Genomic DNA, 16995 nt, shown 5'->3' on the forward strand with positions numbered 1-16995 from the left:
CGTAGTCCAGGTCGCACTCCGGGTCCCGGGTGGCCCAGTTGGCCGTCGGCGGGACCACCCCGTACTCGATGGCCAGCGCGCAGGCGGCCATCTCGATCGAGCCGATCGCGCCGAGCGAGTGCCCGACCATCGACTTGATCGAACTGATCGGCACCCGGTACGCGGCCGAGCCGAGCGCCCGCTTGAACGCCGCGGTCTCGTGCCGGTCGTTCTGCCGGGTGCCGGAGCCGTGCGCGCTGACGTACGACACGGCGGACGGGGCGAGCCGGGCCTGCCGCAGCGCGTCGGTGATGGCCACCGCCATCTCGGCGCCGTCCGGCCGCAGCCCGGTCATGTGGAAACCGTTGCTGCGGCTGGCGTAGCCGGCCACCTCGCAGTAGACGTGCGCGCCCCGGCGGCGGGCGTGTCCGGCCTCCTCCAGCACCAGCACCGCCGCGCCCTCGGCGAGCACGAAGCCATGCCGGTCGGCGTCGAACGGCCGGGAGGCGTGCTCCGGGTCGTCGTTGTCCGGGCTGGTGGCCCCGATCGCGTCGAACGAGGCGACGGTGACCGGGGAGATCGGCGAGTCGGCGGCGCCGGCCAGCACCACGTCGGCCTCGCCGTCGGCGACGAGCTGATGGGCGTACCCGATCGCGTCGAGCCCGGAGGTGCAGCCGGTGGAGATGACCTGGGCCGGGCCGTGCAGGCCGTGCCGGCAGGCCACGTCGGCGGCCAGGCTGCTGGGGATCAGCGCCTGGTAGAGGTACGGCCCGCCGAGCGCGTGGTCGACCAGCCAGTGCCGGCCGGAGTCGCTGACCCGCACGTACTCCTGCTCCAGGGCCATGGTGCCGCCGACGGCGGTGCCGAGCACCACGCCGGCGCGTTCCCGCTCGGCGTCGGTGAGGCTCAGGCCGCTGTCCGCGAGCGCCTCGGCGGAGCAGGCGAGCGCGAACTGCACGTATCGGTCGGCGCGCTGCCGTTCGGCGAGGGTGATCCCGGCGGCGTCCGGGTCGAAGTCGCACTCGGCGGCGATCTGCGAGCGGAACGGCGACGGGTCGAAGAAGCTGATCCGCCGGGTGGCGGTGCGCCCCTCGGTGATCGTCTTCCAGAACCGGTCCCGGGTGGCGCCGCCGGGCGCGACCACACCGACGCCGGTGACCACCGTACGCCGGCCGGTCACGACGGCTCCCGTGGCGGTGGGGCGGCGCTCTCGGTGTCGACGTGGCCCAGTTCCGGGCGGGGGGCGAGCGGGCCGAGGTGGAAGACCACCTCGGCCGGCTCGTCGCCGGTGTTGCGCAGCCGGTGCCGGACGTCCTTCGGCACGTAGAGCGCCTCCCCGGCCGCCAGCGGCACCGGCCGGTCGTCCAGGTCGACGGTGATCGTGCCGTGGGCGACGTAGAGGAACTCCTCGCTGTACGGGTGGTAGTGCTCGGCGATCCGCTCCCCCGGCGCGAGCGCGGCCACCCCCAGGAAACCGGAGGTGCTGCCGACGGTCTTCGGGCCGAGCAGCACCCGCAGCTCGCCGCCGCGGCGCCGGTCGGGGGCGACGTCGTGGACGGAGACCCGGGCGGTGGTGGTGTCGGTCATCGTGGTCCTCCCGCGTGTGCCCGCTCGATCCGTTCCCTGATCACGGCGAGCTGGATCTTGCTGTTGGTGTTGATCCGTTCGGTCATGCCGGCGTTGTCGACCGGCGCGGTGGGCTTCATGGCGAAGTCCTGCGTCCAGGTCATCCGGGTGCCGCCGGGGATCTCGTGGTACCGCCAGTGGATCCGCATGTACTCGAACGGTCCGGTCTCCACCCGCCGGGCGTGCACCTCCCGGCGGGCCGGGTCGGCGGTGCGTTCGCTGACCCAGCTCCACGCCACGCCGTTCTCGTCGGGGTGCATGGTGAGCCGGAAGCGGACGGTGTCGCCGTCGCGGTGCAGGATCTCCACCACCGCGTACTCGGTGAACAGGTCGGTCCACCGGGCCACGTCGTTGGTGATCTCCCAGACCAGCGGCAGCGGCGCGGCGATGTCGACGGCGTTCTCGGTGTGCCCGGGCGGGTCGGCGCGGCGGGCGACCAGGTCGGCGACGCCGGCGATGCTGAGCCGGCCGGCCTGTTCGGGGATCCGCACCCGCCACCGGTCGGCCACGACGGCGGACAGTTCGAGCAACGCCAGCGAATCCATGCCCAGTTCCTCCAGGCTCGCCGCCGGGGCGGTGGCGGCGGCGTCGGGGTCCAGGCCGCAGTGGGTCACCAGGATGTCGGTGATCTCGCTGGCGAGCGGTCGGTCGGGGGCGACGGTCATCGGTTCCTCCAGGTGGTCGGGCCGGCGGCGTTCACGGCGGGAGCGGGGGTACGGGCGTCCGGGTCGACCCCGGCGCGCGGATCGGGCACGGCGTGCGGGTCGGCTTCGGGGCGCGGGGCGAGCAGGCGTTCGACGAGCGCGGTGGTGTGTCGGGCGGCCCGGAACGCGGGATCGCGCAGCACCCGGCGGGCGAACGGGATGGTGGTGCGCACCCCCGGGCCGGCCACGTCGAACTCGGCCAGGGCCCGGTCCAGCCGGGCCAGCGCGGCATCCCGGTCCGGCGCCCAGACCGCCACCTTGGCCAGCAGCGAGTCGTAGTGCGGGCTGACCAGATAGCCGACGTGGCCGTGCGTGTCGACCCGGGTGAACGGGCCGCCCGGCGGGCGGAACCGGTCGAGGCGGCCGGGCGCAGGCGTGAAGTCCCGGTCCGGGTCCTCCACGTTGACCCGGCACTCGATCGCCACCCCGCGCAGCCGCACGTCGGACTGCCGCAGGCGCAGCGGGGTGCCGGCGGCCACATGCAACTGCTCCTGCACCAGGTCGACGCCGGTGACCAGCTCGGTGACCGGGTGCTCCACCTGGATCCGACAGTTGATCTCCAGGAAGTGGGCGCGTTCCGCCTCGTCCACCAGGAACTCCACCGTGCCGGCGCCGGTGAAGCCGACCGACAGCGCGCCGCGCAGGGCGACCTCGGCGAGCGCGTCCAGCGTGGCCGGCCGCAGCGCGGGCACCGGGGCCTCCTCGATGAGCTTCTGGTGCCGGCGCTGCACCGAGCAGTCCCGGGTGCCCAGGTGCACGCCGTTGCCGTGGGCGTCGCAGAGCACCTGCACCTCGACGTGACGGGCGTCGGCGAGATAGCGCTCCACGTACACCCGGTCGTCGCCGAACGCGACCTGCGCGGCGGCCCGGGTGCGGGCGTACGCGCGGGGCAGCTCGGCGGCGGCGCGCACCACGGTCATCCCGCGCCCGCCCCCGCCGGCCGCCGCCTTGACGATCACCGGGTAGCCGACCTCGGCGGCCACCTGCTGCGCCTCGGCGACGGTCGGCAGCGTCCGCACGCTGCCCGGTGGCAGCGGCAGGCCGGCCCGGCTCATCAACGCCCGCGCGGTCGACTTGTCCGCGAGCGCGGCCATCACCGCCGGCGGCGGGCCGATGAAGACCAGCCCGTTCTCGGCACAGATCTCGGCGAAGTCGGCATCCTCGGAGAGGAAGCCGTAGCCCGGATGCACCGCCTGCGCGCCGGTCTGCCGGGCCGCCTCGACGATCGCCGCGGCGTTGAGGTAGCTGCGCCGGCTCGCCGCCGGCCCGATCCGCACCGCCTCGTCGGCCAGTCGTACCGGCAGCGAGTCGGCGTCGGCGCTGGAGTGCACCACCACCGTCCGCACGCCCAACTCCCGGCAGGCGCGCAGCACCCGCAACGCGATCTCCCCCCGGTTGGCGATCAGCACCGTGTCGAACATCAGGCGTCCTGTCCGGTGACCGGGTCCAGGGCGATCAGCGGCTGGTCGTACTCGACCGGCTTGCCGTCCTCGACCAGCACCTCCGCCACCCGCCCGGCCTGACCGGCGGTCACCTCGTTCATCAGCTTCATCGCCTCGACGATGCCGATCACCTGGCCCGGCCGGACCAGGTCGCCGACCGCGACGAACGGCATCGCCCCGGGTTCGGGGGCGCGGTAGAAGGTGCCCACCACGGGCGCCCGCACGGTCGGCCGGTCCGCCGCGGGCGCGTTCTCCGCGCCGGCCCGCGTCGCCGGCCCGGCGGCCGGCGGGACCCCGGTACGCGGCGACGGCACCGGGTCGTGCCACTCCACCTCCAGCGCCGCGTCGCCGCTGCGCAGCCGGACCCGGCGTACCGGCCCGGCCAGGTCGGCGACCAGGTGCCGGGCCTGCCGGCGCAGTTCGTCCAACACCTGCCCGGCCCGGTCGTCGGTCATCACGCCACCTCCGGCCGGTCACACCCCGGCCCGGGGGCGGGTCGGCGGCGCGACGCGTCGGCGGCGCGTACCGGTGCGGCCGCACCCGACGCGGCGGCGCCACCGTCCGGCCCGACCGCACCCGACGGACCGGCGGCGCCGCGCGGCGTGGCGTCGGTGGCACTGCCCGGCCCGACCGCACGCGACGGACCGGCGGCGCCGCGCGGCGTGGTCGCGGCCGTCGGGCCGGCGGGAACCGACACGCTCACGGTCGACGGGTCCACGGAACGGGCCGCGCCGAAGCGGCGGAAACGCTGCCGGCGGCGGCGCACCAGCGTCGCCGGGGGGACCGCGAGCAGCGGGGCGAGATTCGCCGCGACCGCCCGGCCCAGCAGCTCGGCCGCGGCGGCCGGGTCGCCGTGCGCGGCCGGGCGCGGCTCCGGCACCAGCTCGTCGACCACGCCGAGCCGGCACAGGTCGGCGCCGGTGAGCCGCAGCGCCCGCGCGGCCTGCGGGGCGGCGGAGCTGTCCGGCCAGAGGATCGCGGCGCAGCCCTCCGGGCTGATCACCGAGTAGACCGCGTGCTCCAACATGAGGACCCGGTCGGCGACCGCCAACGCGAGCGCGCCGCCGCTGCCGCCCTCACCGGTCACCACCGCCACCACCGGGGTGGGCAGCACGCTCAACGCGAGGATGTTCTCCGCGATCGCGGCGGCCTGGCCCTGCTGCTCGGCGGTCACCCCCGGGTCGGCGCCCGGCGTGTCCACCAGCGTCACCACCGGCAGCCGGAGGCGGGCCGCGAGGCGCATCAGCCGCAGCGCCTTGCGGTGCCCGGCCGGGCTGGCCATACCGAAGTTGCGGGCCACCAGCTCCGCGGTGGTGTGCCCCTTCTGGTGCCCGATGACCATCACCGGTCGGCCGTCGAGCCGGGCGACGCCACCGACGATCGCGGGGCAGTCCGCGCCGAGGCGGTCGCCGTGCAGCTCGACGAAGCCGTCGAACGCGGTCTCCAGGTAGTCCAGGGTGGTCGGTCTGCCCGGGTGCCGGGCCGTGCGTACCGTCTCCCAGGGGTCGCGGGCCGGCGCGGCCGACGGTGGTGGCGCCGGGCGGGGCGCCGGGCCGACCGCCGGTGGACGGCGCCCCGCGTCCGCGGCGGCGAGCAGCGCGGTCAGCCGCCCCCGCAGGGCGTGCCGCGGCACCACCAGGTCGACCTGGCCGTGCCGCTGAAGGTACTCCGCGGTCTGGAAACCGTCGGGCAGCGCCGCGCCGGTGACCTGGCGGATCACCCGGGGGCCGGCGAAACCCAGCCGGGCCCCGCTCTCGGCCAGCACCACGTCGGTGTTGGTGGCGAACGACGCGGCCACCCCACCGTACGTGGGGTCGGTGACCACGCTGACCGTGAGCAGACCCGCCTCGCGCAACCCGGCCAGGGCCTGGCTGACCGTGGCCATCTGCATCAGCGACAGCGCGCCCTCCTGCATCCGCGCCCCGCCGGACGCGGTGACCAGCACCAGCGGAATGCCGTCGGCCAGCGCCCGCTCGGCGGTCCGGGTGATCAGCTCGCCGACCGCGCAGCCGAGGCTGCCGCCGAGGAAACGGAAGTCCATCACCGCCAGCGCGACCGGGTGCCCGCCCAGGCGGGCGGTGCCGCAGAGCACCGCCTCGTCCAGGCCGGTGCCGGCGCGGGCCGCGCCGAGCCNTCGACCCGGACCGCCCGCTCCGGCAGCGGGACGAACGAGTCCGGATCGACGAGCTGCGCCACCCGGTCCGGCGCGTCCAGCCGGGCGTGCGCGCCGCACTCCGGGCAGACGTCCAGGTTGCGGCGCAGCCGCTTGCGGTAGAGCAGCGAGGCGCAGCCGTCGCAGCGCGACCAGAGCTGCTCGTCGCGGGGCGCGGTGGTGGTCACGGCCGCCGCCCGACGGCGTCGTACCGGTAGAAGCAGTGCGCCATGGCGTCGCGGGGCGAGCGCCAGGTCGACAGGTACGGCGAGACGTACGGCCGCAGCCGCTCGCTGATCCGGACGAACTCCGGATGCCCACGGGCGTCCTCCACCGCATCCTGCGCCGGCGTCTCCGTCTCCAGCAGGTGCACGTAGAGGTCGTGCAGCCGGTAGAGGGACCGGTGCCGCACGCCGACCAGGCCGGGCAGCTCGGTCGCGTCGGACTCGGCGAAGATCTCGGCGACCCGGTCCTCGGCGGTGGGCACCACCTTGGCGACGATGAGCGAGCGGTCCATTCGCGGCCTCCCCTGGGTACGTCCCGGTGCGCGGCGGACCGGTCACGCCGCACGGATAGGCGCCACCGTGCCGCGGGGGCCGTCAACCGGGCGTCAACCGGGCCCCATCGAGCCACAAAGATGGTGACGCTGCGTTGACGCAAACTGTGCGTGAGCTATGCGAAGATCGATATCCGACTCGTGTTGACGACACTTATTCGCAGATCACGGACGACTTACGAGTCTGTCACGGATAGCCAACGAGAACATCGATCGTTGACTGAGAGTAACAGAGGTTGATATTCTCCGTTCCGCTCACCTCGGCTCACGATGGACGTCGCCGGCCGTGGCGGAGGCGTTCCGAACAGACAGGACGGTCCGGACGAGGGTTCCGGTGCTGGGGGGTGCGCCGTGTCCGGTGGATCGAGGATGCCGACGGCGGGAGATCCCGCCCCCCGGGTGGCACTGCACCTGCTCGGCGGATTCCAGCTCCTGCACGACGACACGCCGGTGGTGGTGCCCCGCGGGCTGCAACGCGTCATCGCGCTCATCGGGCTGCGCCCAGCCGCCACCCGCAGCCACCTCGCCGGGCTGCTCTGGCCCGAAACCCCCGAGGAGCGGGCGCTGTCCTCGCTGCGTACCGCGCTGTGGCGGCTGCGCCAGGACCCGTGCTGCCCGCTGCGCACCGACGGCGACACCGTCCGCCTCGGACCCGCCGTCCGCCTCGACGTGGACGAGCTGGTCGAGACCGCCGGCCGGGTACGCGACGGCGCGGTCCCCCGCGGCGCCGCCGGCGCCGGCCGGCACGACCTGCTCCCCGGCTGGTACGACGACTGGGTGCTGCTCGAACGCGAACGGCTGCGCCAGCTACGCCTGCACATGCTGGAGGAACTCGCCGGCAACCACCTCGCCGCCGGCCGGCACGGCGAGGCGCTGGAAGCGGCCCTGGAGGCGATGGCAGCCGAGCCGCTGCGGGAGACCCCGCACCGCCTCGTCGTCCGCATCCACCTGGCCGAGGGCAACGCGTTCGAGGCCGTCCACTCCTTCTACGTCTACCGGGACCTGCTCCTGCGCGAACTGCGCCTGGAACCGTCGCCGGCCATGACCGCCCTGCTCGAGGAGACCCTCGCCCCGATCCGCCGGGCCAGCGCCGCGCCGCACCAACGCGGCGCCGCACCGACGTCACCCCCGCCATCAATGCCCCGGGGTACGCCGTGACGGCGAGGTGACAGCCCGACCGGCACGGTGGACACACGACGACCGCCGCCGTCCGGCCGGGGTCGGCGCGGCGAGAGGGGTTCCGATGAGTCGACTGATGGTGGTCAGCCGGATCGTGCCCGGGTCGCAGGGCCGGGTGGCGCAGATCTTCGCCGAGTCCGACGCCACCGAACTGCCCCGGCTCACCGGCATCCGGCACCGGTCGTTGTACTACCTGCACGACCTGTGCGTACACCTGATGGAGACCGTCGACGTGGCCCCGGAGTCGGCCGCCGAACTACGCGGCCACCCGCTCTACGAACGGGTCAACGAACGTCTCTCCGCACACACCTCGCCGTACCTGCCGACCTGGCACTCCCCCCGGGACGCCGTGGCGGGCTGCTTCTACAGCTGGGACTCCGCCGACGCCCCGGCGCCCGACCGCGTCCGCTGAGCGGCCCGGCCCACAGACCGGCACCCGGTCCCGGCCCACCCGCGAAACACCCTCGGTCATTCGCCGACCACCGCCCGCCAGGACCGGTCCCACGGGCGGGGCCGACCGCCGACCTGCCTGTCGCCCCGCGCGCACGTGTGCGAAGCTGCCCCGAGTTTTCTCGCGACCGTCGCGCACGCATACAAGGGAGGTCCGCCATGCCGTCGAGCTTCGGGCAGTGGCTGCTCGTGATCCTGGCCCTGCTCATCGGACTGGCCGTCGGCTGGGTGGTCAGCGGCCGCCGGGCCGGCGCCGGCGCCACGGCGCCCACGGTGGAGAGTGCCACCCCGGCCCCCGTGGTGACCGCCACCGTCGACGAGCCGCAGCCGGCCGCCGTGGTGGACGAGACGCCCGCACCCGCCGCCGTGACCGAGCAGACGACCCCGACCGGCCCGGACACCGACGCCCAGCCCATCGTCGTCTCCGAGCCCGCCGACACGACCGACTCCGAACCCGCCGCCTCGACCACCTCCGAGCCCGCCGACGCCGTCTCGACCGCCGGGACCACCGCCGCGTCGACCGACTCCGAACCCGCTGTCTCCGAGTCCGCCGGGTCGGAGCCGGACGTGGTCTTCCCGGCCGATTCGGCGCAGGAGCCGGTGAACGCGTCGACGCCGGTCGCCGCAACGGCCACGCTGACCGAGCCGGAGCCGACGTCGGTGGAGCCGACCTCGGTGGAGCCGGTCGACGTCGCGGAACCCACGCGGTCCGACCCGTCCCCCGGCCCGGCCACCATCGCCGAGCCGGCCCTGGCCGCTCCGGCCACGGAGCCGGTCGCCACGGCCACGCCCGCTCCCACCGGGTCGGCGACCACCGACGCCTCGACCGGGCCGGAGCCGCTCGTTCCCGACGCCGAAGCCGATCCGGCCACCACCACCGCCGGGCCGACGCCGGCCGCAGCGACCACCGCCCCCGCCGCAGTGGCCGCCGCCGCCGAGCCCGAGCCGGTCGCCACGGACCCCGTTGCGGTGGCCGCCGCCGAGCCCGAGCCGGCCACCGCCAAGCCCGGCTCCGTCGCCACCGAGCCCCGTCCCGTCGCCACCGGGCCGGAGCCGGTCACCGCCGGGTCTGCTCAGTCGCCGGTCACCGCGGAGCCGGCACCAGACGGCGAGGTCGGCGAGCCAGCCGCCGCGGCCGTCGACCCGGTGTCCGGGTCGACCGGGTCGGCTACCGGTCCGACCGTGGCGGCCGCGCCGGCTGTCGCGCCGACGCCGCGCGCCTCCGCCGAGAACGACGCGCCCGCCACGACGGACGGGGAGACGCCGGACGACTTCCGGCGCATCCAGGGCATCGGCCCGAAGCTGGCCGCCGCCCTGCAGGACGCTGGCATCCGGACCTACCAGCAGCTCGCCGCGCTCGACGAGACGGCGCTGCGGGAGACCGTGAAGGCCGCCGGGCTGCGCGCCGCGCCCGGCCTCGCGACCTGGCCGCAGCAGGCGAAGGTGCTGGCCGGTGCCCGCGCCGACGCTGAGCGGGTGCTTCCGACCGCTGCCGAGTAACCGTCACTCCCCACGCCGGGCCGGTGGTGACCAGCGGTCACCGCCGGCCCGCCGCGTCCGGTGCTCCACCGAGTCGTCACACGAGGCCATCACCACGTCGCCGAAACGGCCACATCCTTCGCTGACCGACCCCGCCACCGCGCCGAACTGGCGAGGCACAAACTCCCCACCTTCACCGGCCGGTGATCCCCTGCGTGAACCAGGATCGAGACGATCAAGGCGCTGGGTAAAGGGCTCGACGATCCATCTCGGACGCATCCGGTCTCTCATTTTTCGGGCCCGTAGCCGGTCATCCGCATCGCCGTCCGACTCATGCTCCCCCGGCGCCCTGGCTGACCGGGACAGGAGCGACGCACGACAACACCTGGTAACGGATGTCAGCCGTCAGCCATCTCGGTTCTCCGGCTGGCCCGGGCCCGGTGCATGGCCCGGCTCGGCGCGCTCGCCGCCGTCGGCCAGATCGCCGGCACGGGGCCGTCACCGAGCAGCGGGTGGCCTGACCGAGGAGCGGGGTGACGCCGTCGACCGCCTGTGACGGTCGGAGCCGACGTCGCGTCACCGCCCCGGGCGACCACGCCGGTAATCGGAATCGGCCGCGTCGGCGTCGGTGCGCCGTTTGGCGGACGACGCGCGCGGGGTACATGCCCTCCACCTCGAATCCACCACAACCCCAGTGGAGGCAACTGATGCGCGGCACCTCGATATTCGGCGTCCTGGTCGTCATCTGGCTCGTCATCGGCGCGATCGCCGCAGGGCAGCGCGGCTACTACGGCAACGACGACACCAACTGCGCGGAGGCGGGCACGATCCTGGTCACCATCGTCGCCGGCCCGCTCAACTACATCGGCGCCAACCCGAAGATCGACTGCAAGCTCCCGGAGCCGTCCAAGTAGGTCGCCGCCTGCCTGCGCCTCCCCGGCCCCCGCCCCCNGCCCCTGCTCTACCGAATGCGTTAACAAGGGCCCCCTCCTTACACGTCAACCGCCGACGTGGATGCCGGGGCGCCGGGTGGGGTCCGGCTCCGACTTGCGGATGATCTCCCGCACCACCGGCGGGGTGTCGCCGCGGCCCAGGATGAGGTAGCGCAACAGGTGCGCTATCGGGTTCCCCTCCGACCACTCGAAGTGGCAGTGCGGGCGAACCCCGGTGGCGTCGCGCAGGGCCAGCAGGATCGCCGCGATCGCGTTCGGCGCGGCGGGGCTGCGGGCCCGCAGGATGCGGTACTCGCCGGCTTCCACCCCGTGCACCCGCAGCACCTGGCTGAACTGCGACGGATCGCTCACGTCGATCTCCAGGAAGAGCACGTCGGCGGCGCCCGGGACCGGGTTCATGGACCGCTGGGCCCGCTCCTTGACCCGGTACTCCTTGACCGAGCCGCGTTGCCGCTTGTTGGCGATCAGGTGCAGCCGCCCGTCACGGGCGACGGACTCGTCGACGAACCGGCGGGCCGCCTCGTCGAACTCGATCCGCTCGGCGCGCAGCTCGGTGGTCCGGGTGACCCGGGAGATCAGCGACACCGCGACGATCCCGGCGATGAAGAAGCCGGAGATGGTGATGCCGTCGGGCTTCTCGACGACGTTCTCCGCCAGCGCGTACAGCAGCACGGCGGTGAGCGCCGCGAACCCGGCGGCGGCGACCCGGTGCCGGGCGCGCAGCGCCGAGATGGTCACCGCGATCGCCCCGGAGACCATCATCGCCAGGATGCCGGTGGCGTACGCGCCGGCCTGCGCGTTGACGTCGGCGGCGAAGGCGACGGTGATGGCGATGCTGATCGCGGTGTAGACCAGCACCACCGGGCGCACCGCCCGCCCCCACTCCGGCGCCATCCCGTAGGAGGGCAGGTACCGGGGCACGATGTTGATCAGCCCGGCCATGGCGGAGGCGCCGGCGAACCAGAGGATGAGCACGCTGCTGAGGTCGTAGACGGTGCCGAACGCCTCCCCGAGGTGCTGGTGGGCGAGGAAGGCCAGGGCCCGGCCGTTGGCCGCCCCGCCGGGACCGAACGCCTCCGGCGGGATCAGCACGGTGGTGACGAACGTGGTCGCCACCAGGTAGACCGACATGATCAGCGCGGCGGTGGCGAGCAGCCGCCGGGTGTTGCGGATCCGGGCGGCGAGCCGGTGCTCCGGCTCGTCGCCGTCGCCCCGGACCAGCGGCATCATGCTCACCCCGGTCTCGAAGCCGGACAGGCCCAGCACCAGCAGCGGGAAGGCGAGGACGCTGGTGGCCAGCACGTCCCCGGCGCCGCCGACCCGGGTCAGCCGGCCGGTCCACTCGCTGAGCAGGCCGGGGTCGGCGGCGACCTGGGCCAGGCCGGCGACCACCACGATCGCGTTCAACACGAGGAAGACCGCCACGAGCGGGATGGCGACCTGCACGGCCTCGCTGAACCCGAGCAGGAACACCCCGCCGAGCACCAGTAGCAGCGCCACGGTCACCAGCACCGCGGCCGTGGCGCCGTGCGGGAAGGAGTCGGGCAGGACCGGGTTCTCCAGCAGGTGCACCGTGGCGTCGGCGGCGGAGAGCGTGATCGTGATGATCCACGAGGTGGCCACGAAGCCGAGCAGCACCAGTACGAAGACCTTGCCGCGCCAGAACGGCAGCAGCCGTTCCAGCATGGCCACCGAGCCCTGCCCGTGCGGGCTCTCCCCGGCCACCCGGCGGTACATGGGCAGCATCCCGAACAGGGTCAGCGCCACGATCAGCAGGGTGGCGAGCGGGCTGAGCGCGCCGGCCGCGACCGCCGCGATGCCGGGTAGGTAGGACAGGGTGGAGAAGTAGTCGACGCCGGTCAGGCACATCACCTGCCACCACGGGTGGGACCGCTCCTGGTGTTCCCGTACCTCCGGGCCGACCGGCTCGACCCGGTGCGCGAACAGCCAGCGGTGCAGCCGGTCNCGGCACGGGGCCGGAGCGCTCGCCGTGCTCGGTGTGTTGACCGGCCCGGGCCGCCGCGGCGGCGTGCGCCTCGCGGCGGCGGTCCCGCGTACGCCGGGGCTGCTTCCCGTCCCGTGCCTGCGCCATGCCAAAACGGTAGGCGGTACCCGGGGCGCGACCCGGCGGAATGCCGGATCGGGGCCCTCGGCCGAGCTACTGCAGGAACGCCCCGAGGGGTGACAGCAGCAGCCGGCCGAGCAGCGCGGCGTTCTCGTCCAGCCGCGTCCGCTCGCACTCGCGGGCGTCCGGGTCGTGCCGGCAGTGCCAGATCTTCTGCGCGTTGCGCCAGGCCACGTTCCGGGTGTATTCCACCAGCTCGCCCTGGTACCAGTCGTCGATGTCGCCGTTCACCATGTCGATCATGAGCTGCCAGTGGTCCAGGTAGCCGCGACGCAGCTCCGGGATGCGCTCGGCGAAGATCTTGTTGATCTCCAGGTAGTCGCGGTGCTGGTCGCTGCCGTCGACCGGCTCGGACTCCAGGCTCTCCAGCGTGGTCACCAGCGCGAACGGCAGGTCGTAGTTGATGTGCGCGTTCACCCCCGCGGCGGCCGACGGCAGCGGCCGGGCGTCCGGGCCGCGCATCCGCCGGAAGAGGCACGACCAGGCCTTCGGCGTGCTCGGGCTGGAGTCGGTCCAGAACCGCAGCGCCTCGAAGTAACGGGCGGCGAACTCCACGTCCAGCCGGGCCAGGAACGCCGGGTCGACGAAGCGGTCGTCGTAGAGGCCGTCGAGCACCGTGCTGGTGATCACCAGGTAGAGCTTGTTGAAGTCGGCGAGCGGGCAGCTCGCCTCCAACGGAGGAAGCCGGACCAGCAGGTCCTGCAACTTGGTGAGATGGTCGACGACCGCCGGCACGTCGGCGGGGNCATCTTTCCTCCACGATGGTCGGCGCCCCGACGACGCCACCCGATTCCGCCGCAGAGCCTGCCAGTGCCGTAGGCGCACGGGATCAGTAGAACGACGTATTGCCGCCGGTGGCGTCTACTGCGGCCGGTTGCGCAGGAAGATGGCGCTGGCCTGCACGCGGGTGCGGACCTGGAGCTTGTCGAAGATGTGCGACACGTGCACGCCGATGGTCCGCTCGCTGATGAACAGCCGCTGGCCGATCTCCTTGTTGGTCAACCCCTCGGCGACCGCGGCGAGGACCTCGCGTTCCCGCGCGGTCAGCACCGCCAGCTCGTCCATGTCCGGCACGGCGGGCGCCGCCGGCCGCGGCCGGGGCACCGACGCGGCATCCGGCGCGTCGTCCAGGGTCACCCGGGCCCGGCTGGCCAGCGTACGGATCTCCGCGCGCAGCGGCACCGCGCCCAGCGACAACGCCGTCGCGTGGGCCTGACGCAGCAGCTTGCCGGCGGTGGCCACCCGGCTGCGCCGGGCGAGCAGCGCCTCGGCCTGCCGCAGGCGGGAGTACGCCGCCGGGTAGGGGTGGTGGCGCCGGTCCCACTCGGTGGCCGAGCGGCCCCACAGCTCGGGGTCGCCGCGGCCGTCGTCGAGCCGGCTCAACTCGGCGTCGCACAGCGCCAGGAAGCCGTCGGCGACGTAGCGCACCGGAGCGCCCGCCTGCTTGCTCGTGCGGGACACCCGCTCGACCACCTCGCGCAGCCGGCGCACCGCGGTCGGGTCCACCTCGACCGTACGGCTGGCCGCCGCCTCGGCCTCCGCCCGCAGCCCGTGCCAGGCCAGCGTGGCCAGCACGATGACGTCGTCGGAGCGGCTCTCGGTCAGCCCCCGCTGGACGGCCTGCCGGGCCAGGTCGTGCCGGCCCTGCCACATGGCCAGCCCGGCGCGCAGGATGAGCATCGGCAGCACGTGCCGGGCGCCGCCGCCGGCCAGCACCGTCGCGACCGCCTCCAGGTCACGGTCGGACGCCTCGACGTCGCCGTACCCGACGGAGAGCCGGCACCGGGCCAGCAGCAGCTCCACCGCGTCGGCGCCGGACGGGCGGTGCCGCAGCGCGGCGGCGACGACCTTCTCCGCCTCCGCCCACTGCCCCACCCGGAACAGCCCGTTCGTCGCGACCGCCAGCAGACGTGTCTCCCAGGTGCGCCCGAGCCCCAGCTCGGCGACGCGCTCGGCGCCGCGACGGGCCACCACGACGCCTTCCTCAAGGATGTTCAGCGGCCCGGTGAGCAGCTCGGCGAGGTGCAGGTACGCGCAGGCGACGTCCTCGGGCCGGCCGGCGGACTCGGCGGTGTCCAGCGCCCGGCGCATGACCGCCAGGCCCTCCGTCGGGTCCTCCAGGAACGCCTCGCTGAACCCCAGCGCGGCGCTCGCCATCACCACCTCGGAGGTGGAGCCGGGCACCCCGGCGGCGAGGTCGAGGGCCGCCCGCGCCTGCTCGCCGGCCTCGGCGTAGCGGCCCAGGTGCAGCAGCAGCTCGGCCAGCCGGGCGGCGGCGGTGCACCGCTCGTGCGGCGTGCAGTCGGCCGATTCGAGCACCCGCCGGTACTCCTCCTCGGCCGGGGCGGAACGGCCGGCGGCGGCCAGGTAACGGGCCCGCCGGATGTGCATGGCGCAGGCCGGCGGGCCGGCCGGGTCGGCGGTCAGCTCCGCCAGCAGGCTCAGCGCGCGGGCGTGCTCTCCACTGTGGTGCGCCGCCTCGGCGGCGTGGCTGAGCAGCTCCGCGCGGTCCACCTCGACCGGCTCCGGCCGGCCGTCGTCGGGGTGCACCGGGGTCGGCGCGGCGGCCAGGGCCAGCGCGGCGGACCAGTGGCGGTGCGCCTCGGCGTACCCGTGCAGTCGTTCCGCCTCGCGGGCGGCGGCCATGGCCGCCGGCAGCGCCCGGGCCGGCTCGCCGGCCTGCCNGACCGCGGTGAGCGCCTCGGCGTAGCGGCGGTGCAGCGCGGCCCGCTCGGCGGGCAGCAACTCGTGGGCGAGGATCTCGGCGACCAGCCGGTGCCGCAGCCGGTAGCCGTCGTCCGCGCCGACCAGCAGGCGGTGCGCCACCGCCTCACGGACCGCCTCGATCAGCGCGTCCTCGGGCAGCCGGACCACCTGGGCCAGCAGCCAGTGCTCGACCGGCTCGACGCCGGCGGCGACGGCGTGCACCACCGCGTGCGCCGGCTGCGGCAGCGCGTCGACGCGGTCCAGGAAGACCTCGCGCAGCGTGTCGGAGAGACCGTCGCGGCCGTCGCGGCGCTCGCGGGCCAGTTCCTCCACCACGAACGGGTTGCCGCCGCTGCGCTGCCACAGCTGGTCCGCCGCCTCCGCGGGCAGGGGCGTGCCGACGATCGCGGCGGCCAGTTCGTCGGTGCCGGCCCGGTCCAGCGGCGCCAGGTCGACCACCCGGACCGAGCGCAACCGCCGCAGCTCGGTGAGCACCCGGCGCAGCGGGTGCGCGCCCCGCAGCGCTTCGGCCCGGATCGCGGCGAGCACGGACAACTGGAGGTCGCCCAGGCCGGCGAGCAGGTACAGCAGGAGCTGGCGGGTGCTCCGGTCGACCCACTGGAGGTCGTCGAGGACGAGCACCAGCGGCCGGCCGCCGGCGACCAGGTGCAGGCCCTGGGCCACGCGTTCCAGCAGCGCGCCGGCGCCGTCCGGCTCGGGGGTCTCCTCGTCGAAGACCTGGAGCAGGCCGCGGATCGCCGAGGTGGTGCGCGCCTCGGCGAGGTCGGCGTCGAGACGGCGCAGCNGAGGACCAGCGCCCCGGCCTGCCGTAACCGGTCGCCGACCTCGCCCAGCAGTCGGCTCTTGCCCACGCCGCTCTCGCCGGTGAGGAACACCGCCGCGGTGTGCCCGGGGGCGACGTCGTCGAGCAGCGCTGACCGCAGCGTCGCGACGGTACCGGCACGGCCGACGAGCGGTGCGGTGTCCACGTCGCTGGCCATGGGAGGCAGCCTAGCCACACGGCCCCGCACCGTTCTACGGCCTCAGGGCCCTTCTCGTACTCCTCGCGTCGACAACACGACTAACGGTTGCGCGTGGCCGACATACGTCGTCCTACCGATCCCCCGTGGGCCCGGTGGTGAAAGTGTCCGGAGGTCGTCGGGCACCGGACCAGGGAAAGGGTGGGTGCGATGGTGATCACCACGCCCGTGGGGAGTCAGGCCGCGTTCGGCGCGGCGCGCTGGCCGGTGCCGGAGGAACGTCGCACGGTCACCGTGCTCTTCGTCGACATCGTCGGGTCCACCGCCGTGATGGAACGGCTCGACCCGGAGGACGTACGGGCGCTGCAACGGACCTACTTCGGCACCGTCTCCGGGGTGCTGCGCCGGTGGCGGGGCGTGGTGGAGAAGTACGTCGGCGACGCGGTGATGGCGCTGTTCGGCACGCACGGCTGCGACGGCTTCGAGGCGTACCGTGCGGTGCGGGCCGGGCTGGAGATCCAGGCGGCGCTGGAGCGCCGACCGGTCGGCGACGCCGGGCTGCGGGTCCGGGTGGGCGTCGCGACCGGCGAGGTGCTGGTGGACCTGACCGGGGCCCGCGACGGCGGGCACGGTGCGGCCAGCGGCGCGGTGATCACCACCGCGG

The 16995-nt window shown here is 74.6% G+C and carries 13 protein-coding genes and 2 pseudogenes; 5 read left to right on the top strand and 10 right to left on the bottom strand.

Annotated elements, in window-relative coordinates:
- From B1205_RS03185 to B1205_RS03215, 7 genes and pseudogenes are all read right to left on the bottom strand, one after another.
- Nucleotides 1-1159: beta-ketoacyl-[acyl-carrier-protein] synthase family protein (locus tag B1205_RS03185; RefSeq protein WP_089154218.1), on the bottom strand; the 1159-nt coding region annotated here is incomplete at its 3' end.
- Nucleotides 1156-1566 (bottom strand): cupin domain-containing protein, encoded by a 411-nt coding sequence (locus B1205_RS03190; protein ID WP_089154219.1) that lies wholly within the window; start codon nucleotides 1564-1566, stop codon nucleotides 1156-1158. The genes B1205_RS03185 and B1205_RS03190, both read right to left, overlap by 4 nt.
- Complete coding sequence (locus tag B1205_RS03195; RefSeq protein ID WP_089154220.1) at nucleotides 1563-2270, bottom strand: SRPBCC family protein; 708 nt, start codon at nucleotides 2268-2270, stop codon at nucleotides 1563-1565. The genes B1205_RS03190 and B1205_RS03195 overlap by 4 nt, the downstream gene beginning before the upstream one ends.
- Complete coding sequence (locus B1205_RS03200) at nucleotides 2267-3730, bottom strand: acetyl-CoA carboxylase biotin carboxylase subunit (RefSeq protein ID WP_089154221.1); 1464 nt, start codon at nucleotides 3728-3730, stop codon at nucleotides 2267-2269. Before B1205_RS03200 ends, B1205_RS03195 begins: the two co-directional genes overlap by 4 nt.
- Entirely contained in the window at nucleotides 3730-4206 is a 477-nt protein-coding gene (gene accB, locus B1205_RS03205) for an acetyl-CoA carboxylase biotin carboxyl carrier protein (RefSeq protein WP_089154222.1), read from the bottom strand. The genes B1205_RS03200 and accB overlap by 1 nt, the downstream gene beginning before the upstream one ends.
- A gap of 266 nt (nucleotides 4207-4472) precedes the next feature.
- Nucleotides 4473-6091 (bottom strand): annotated as a pseudogene (locus B1205_RS03210) (acetyl-CoA carboxylase carboxyltransferase subunit alpha); the annotation flags it as partial.
- Nucleotides 6088-6420 carry a TcmI family type II polyketide cyclase gene (locus tag B1205_RS03215; RefSeq protein WP_089154223.1) on the bottom strand — a complete coding sequence of 111 codons (333 nt, stop codon included), beginning with the start codon at nucleotides 6418-6420 and terminating at the stop codon, nucleotides 6088-6090. The pseudogene B1205_RS03210 and the gene B1205_RS03215, both read right to left, overlap by 4 nt.
- A gap of 408 nt (nucleotides 6421-6828) precedes the next feature.
- On the opposite strand from B1205_RS03215, the gene B1205_RS03220 reads away from it, so the two are divergent.
- The 4 genes from B1205_RS03220 (at nucleotide 6829) to B1205_RS03240 (ending at nucleotide 10481) form a co-directional block, all read left to right on the top strand.
- On the top strand, nucleotides 6829-7617 hold the full coding sequence (locus B1205_RS03220) for a BTAD domain-containing putative transcriptional regulator (protein ID WP_089154224.1): 789 nt from the start codon (nucleotides 6829-6831) through the stop codon (nucleotides 7615-7617).
- A gap of 85 nt (nucleotides 7618-7702) precedes the next feature.
- On the top strand, nucleotides 7703-8050 hold the full coding sequence (locus B1205_RS03225) for a TcmI family type II polyketide cyclase (protein ID WP_089154225.1): 348 nt from the start codon (nucleotides 7703-7705) through the stop codon (nucleotides 8048-8050).
- Nucleotides 8051-8247: 197 nt separating this feature from the next.
- The gene (locus B1205_RS33265; RefSeq protein WP_441338435.1) at nucleotides 8248-9588 is read left to right on the top strand and encodes a helix-hairpin-helix domain-containing protein; all 1341 of its coding nucleotides are present in this window, start codon (nucleotides 8248-8250) and stop codon (nucleotides 9586-9588) included.
- A gap of 686 nt (nucleotides 9589-10274) precedes the next feature.
- Entirely contained in the window at nucleotides 10275-10481 is a 207-nt protein-coding gene (locus tag B1205_RS03240; protein ID WP_089154226.1) for a hypothetical protein, read from the top strand.
- An 84-nt stretch (nucleotides 10482-10565) separates the two neighbouring features.
- Here B1205_RS03240 and B1205_RS03245 read toward each other — a convergent pair whose 3' ends face one another.
- From B1205_RS03245 to B1205_RS03255, 3 genes and pseudogenes are all read right to left on the bottom strand, one after another.
- Nucleotides 10566-12389: an amino acid transporter gene (locus tag B1205_RS03245; protein ID WP_254909668.1), complete on the bottom strand. Its 1824-nt coding sequence runs from the start codon at nucleotides 12387-12389 to the stop codon at nucleotides 10566-10568.
- A 289-nt stretch (nucleotides 12390-12678) separates the two neighbouring features.
- A complete protein-coding gene (locus B1205_RS03250; protein WP_089154387.1) occupies nucleotides 12679-13446 on the bottom strand; it encodes a DUF5995 family protein in 768 nt (255 codons plus the stop codon).
- A 60-nt stretch (nucleotides 13447-13506) separates the two neighbouring features.
- Nucleotides 13507-16352, bottom strand: a pseudogene (locus tag B1205_RS03255) (helix-turn-helix transcriptional regulator).
- 189 nt (nucleotides 16353-16541) lie between these two features.
- Here B1205_RS03255 and B1205_RS30800 point away from each other — a divergent pair.
- Nucleotides 16542-16995 (top strand): adenylate/guanylate cyclase domain-containing protein (locus tag B1205_RS30800; protein WP_254909669.1); only part of this gene is annotated, 454 nt, incomplete at its 3' end.

It is taken from the genome of Micromonospora sp. NBS 11-29, from assembly GCF_002140155.1.
Taxonomy (GTDB): domain Bacteria; phylum Actinomycetota; class Actinomycetes; order Mycobacteriales; family Micromonosporaceae; genus Micromonospora.

What these genes read in the sequence shown, in the direction of transcription:
- B1205_RS03190 (WP_089154219.1), bottom strand. Translation starts at nt 1,566, where the DNA reads ATGACCGACACCACCACCGCCCGGGTCTCCGTCCACGACGTCGCCCCC.
- B1205_RS03195 (WP_089154220.1), bottom strand. Translation starts at nt 2,270, where the DNA reads ATGACCGTCGCCCCCGACCGACCGCTCGCCAGCGAGATCACCGACATC.
- B1205_RS03200 (WP_089154221.1), bottom strand. Translation starts at nt 3,730, where the DNA reads ATGTTCGACACGGTGCTGATCGCCAACCGGGGGGAGATCGCGTTGCGG.
- accB (WP_089154222.1), bottom strand. Translation starts at nt 4,206, where the DNA reads ATGACCGACGACCGGGCCGGGCAGGTGTTGGACGAACTGCGCCGGCAG.
- B1205_RS03215 (WP_089154223.1), bottom strand. Translation starts at nt 6,420, where the DNA reads ATGGACCGCTCGCTCATCGTCGCCAAGGTGGTGCCCACCGCCGAGGAC.
- B1205_RS03220 (WP_089154224.1), top strand. Translation starts at nt 6,829, where the DNA reads ATGCCGACGGCGGGAGATCCCGCCCCCCGGGTGGCACTGCACCTGCTC.
- B1205_RS03225 (WP_089154225.1), top strand. Translation starts at nt 7,703, where the DNA reads ATGAGTCGACTGATGGTGGTCAGCCGGATCGTGCCCGGGTCGCAGGGC.
- B1205_RS33265 (WP_441338435.1), top strand. Translation starts at nt 8,248, where the DNA reads ATGCCGTCGAGCTTCGGGCAGTGGCTGCTCGTGATCCTGGCCCTGCTC.
- B1205_RS03240 (WP_089154226.1), top strand. Translation starts at nt 10,275, where the DNA reads ATGCGCGGCACCTCGATATTCGGCGTCCTGGTCGTCATCTGGCTCGTC.
- B1205_RS03245 (WP_254909668.1), bottom strand. Translation starts at nt 12,389, where the DNA reads ATGTGCCTGACCGGCGTCGACTACTTCTCCACCCTGTCCTACCTACCC.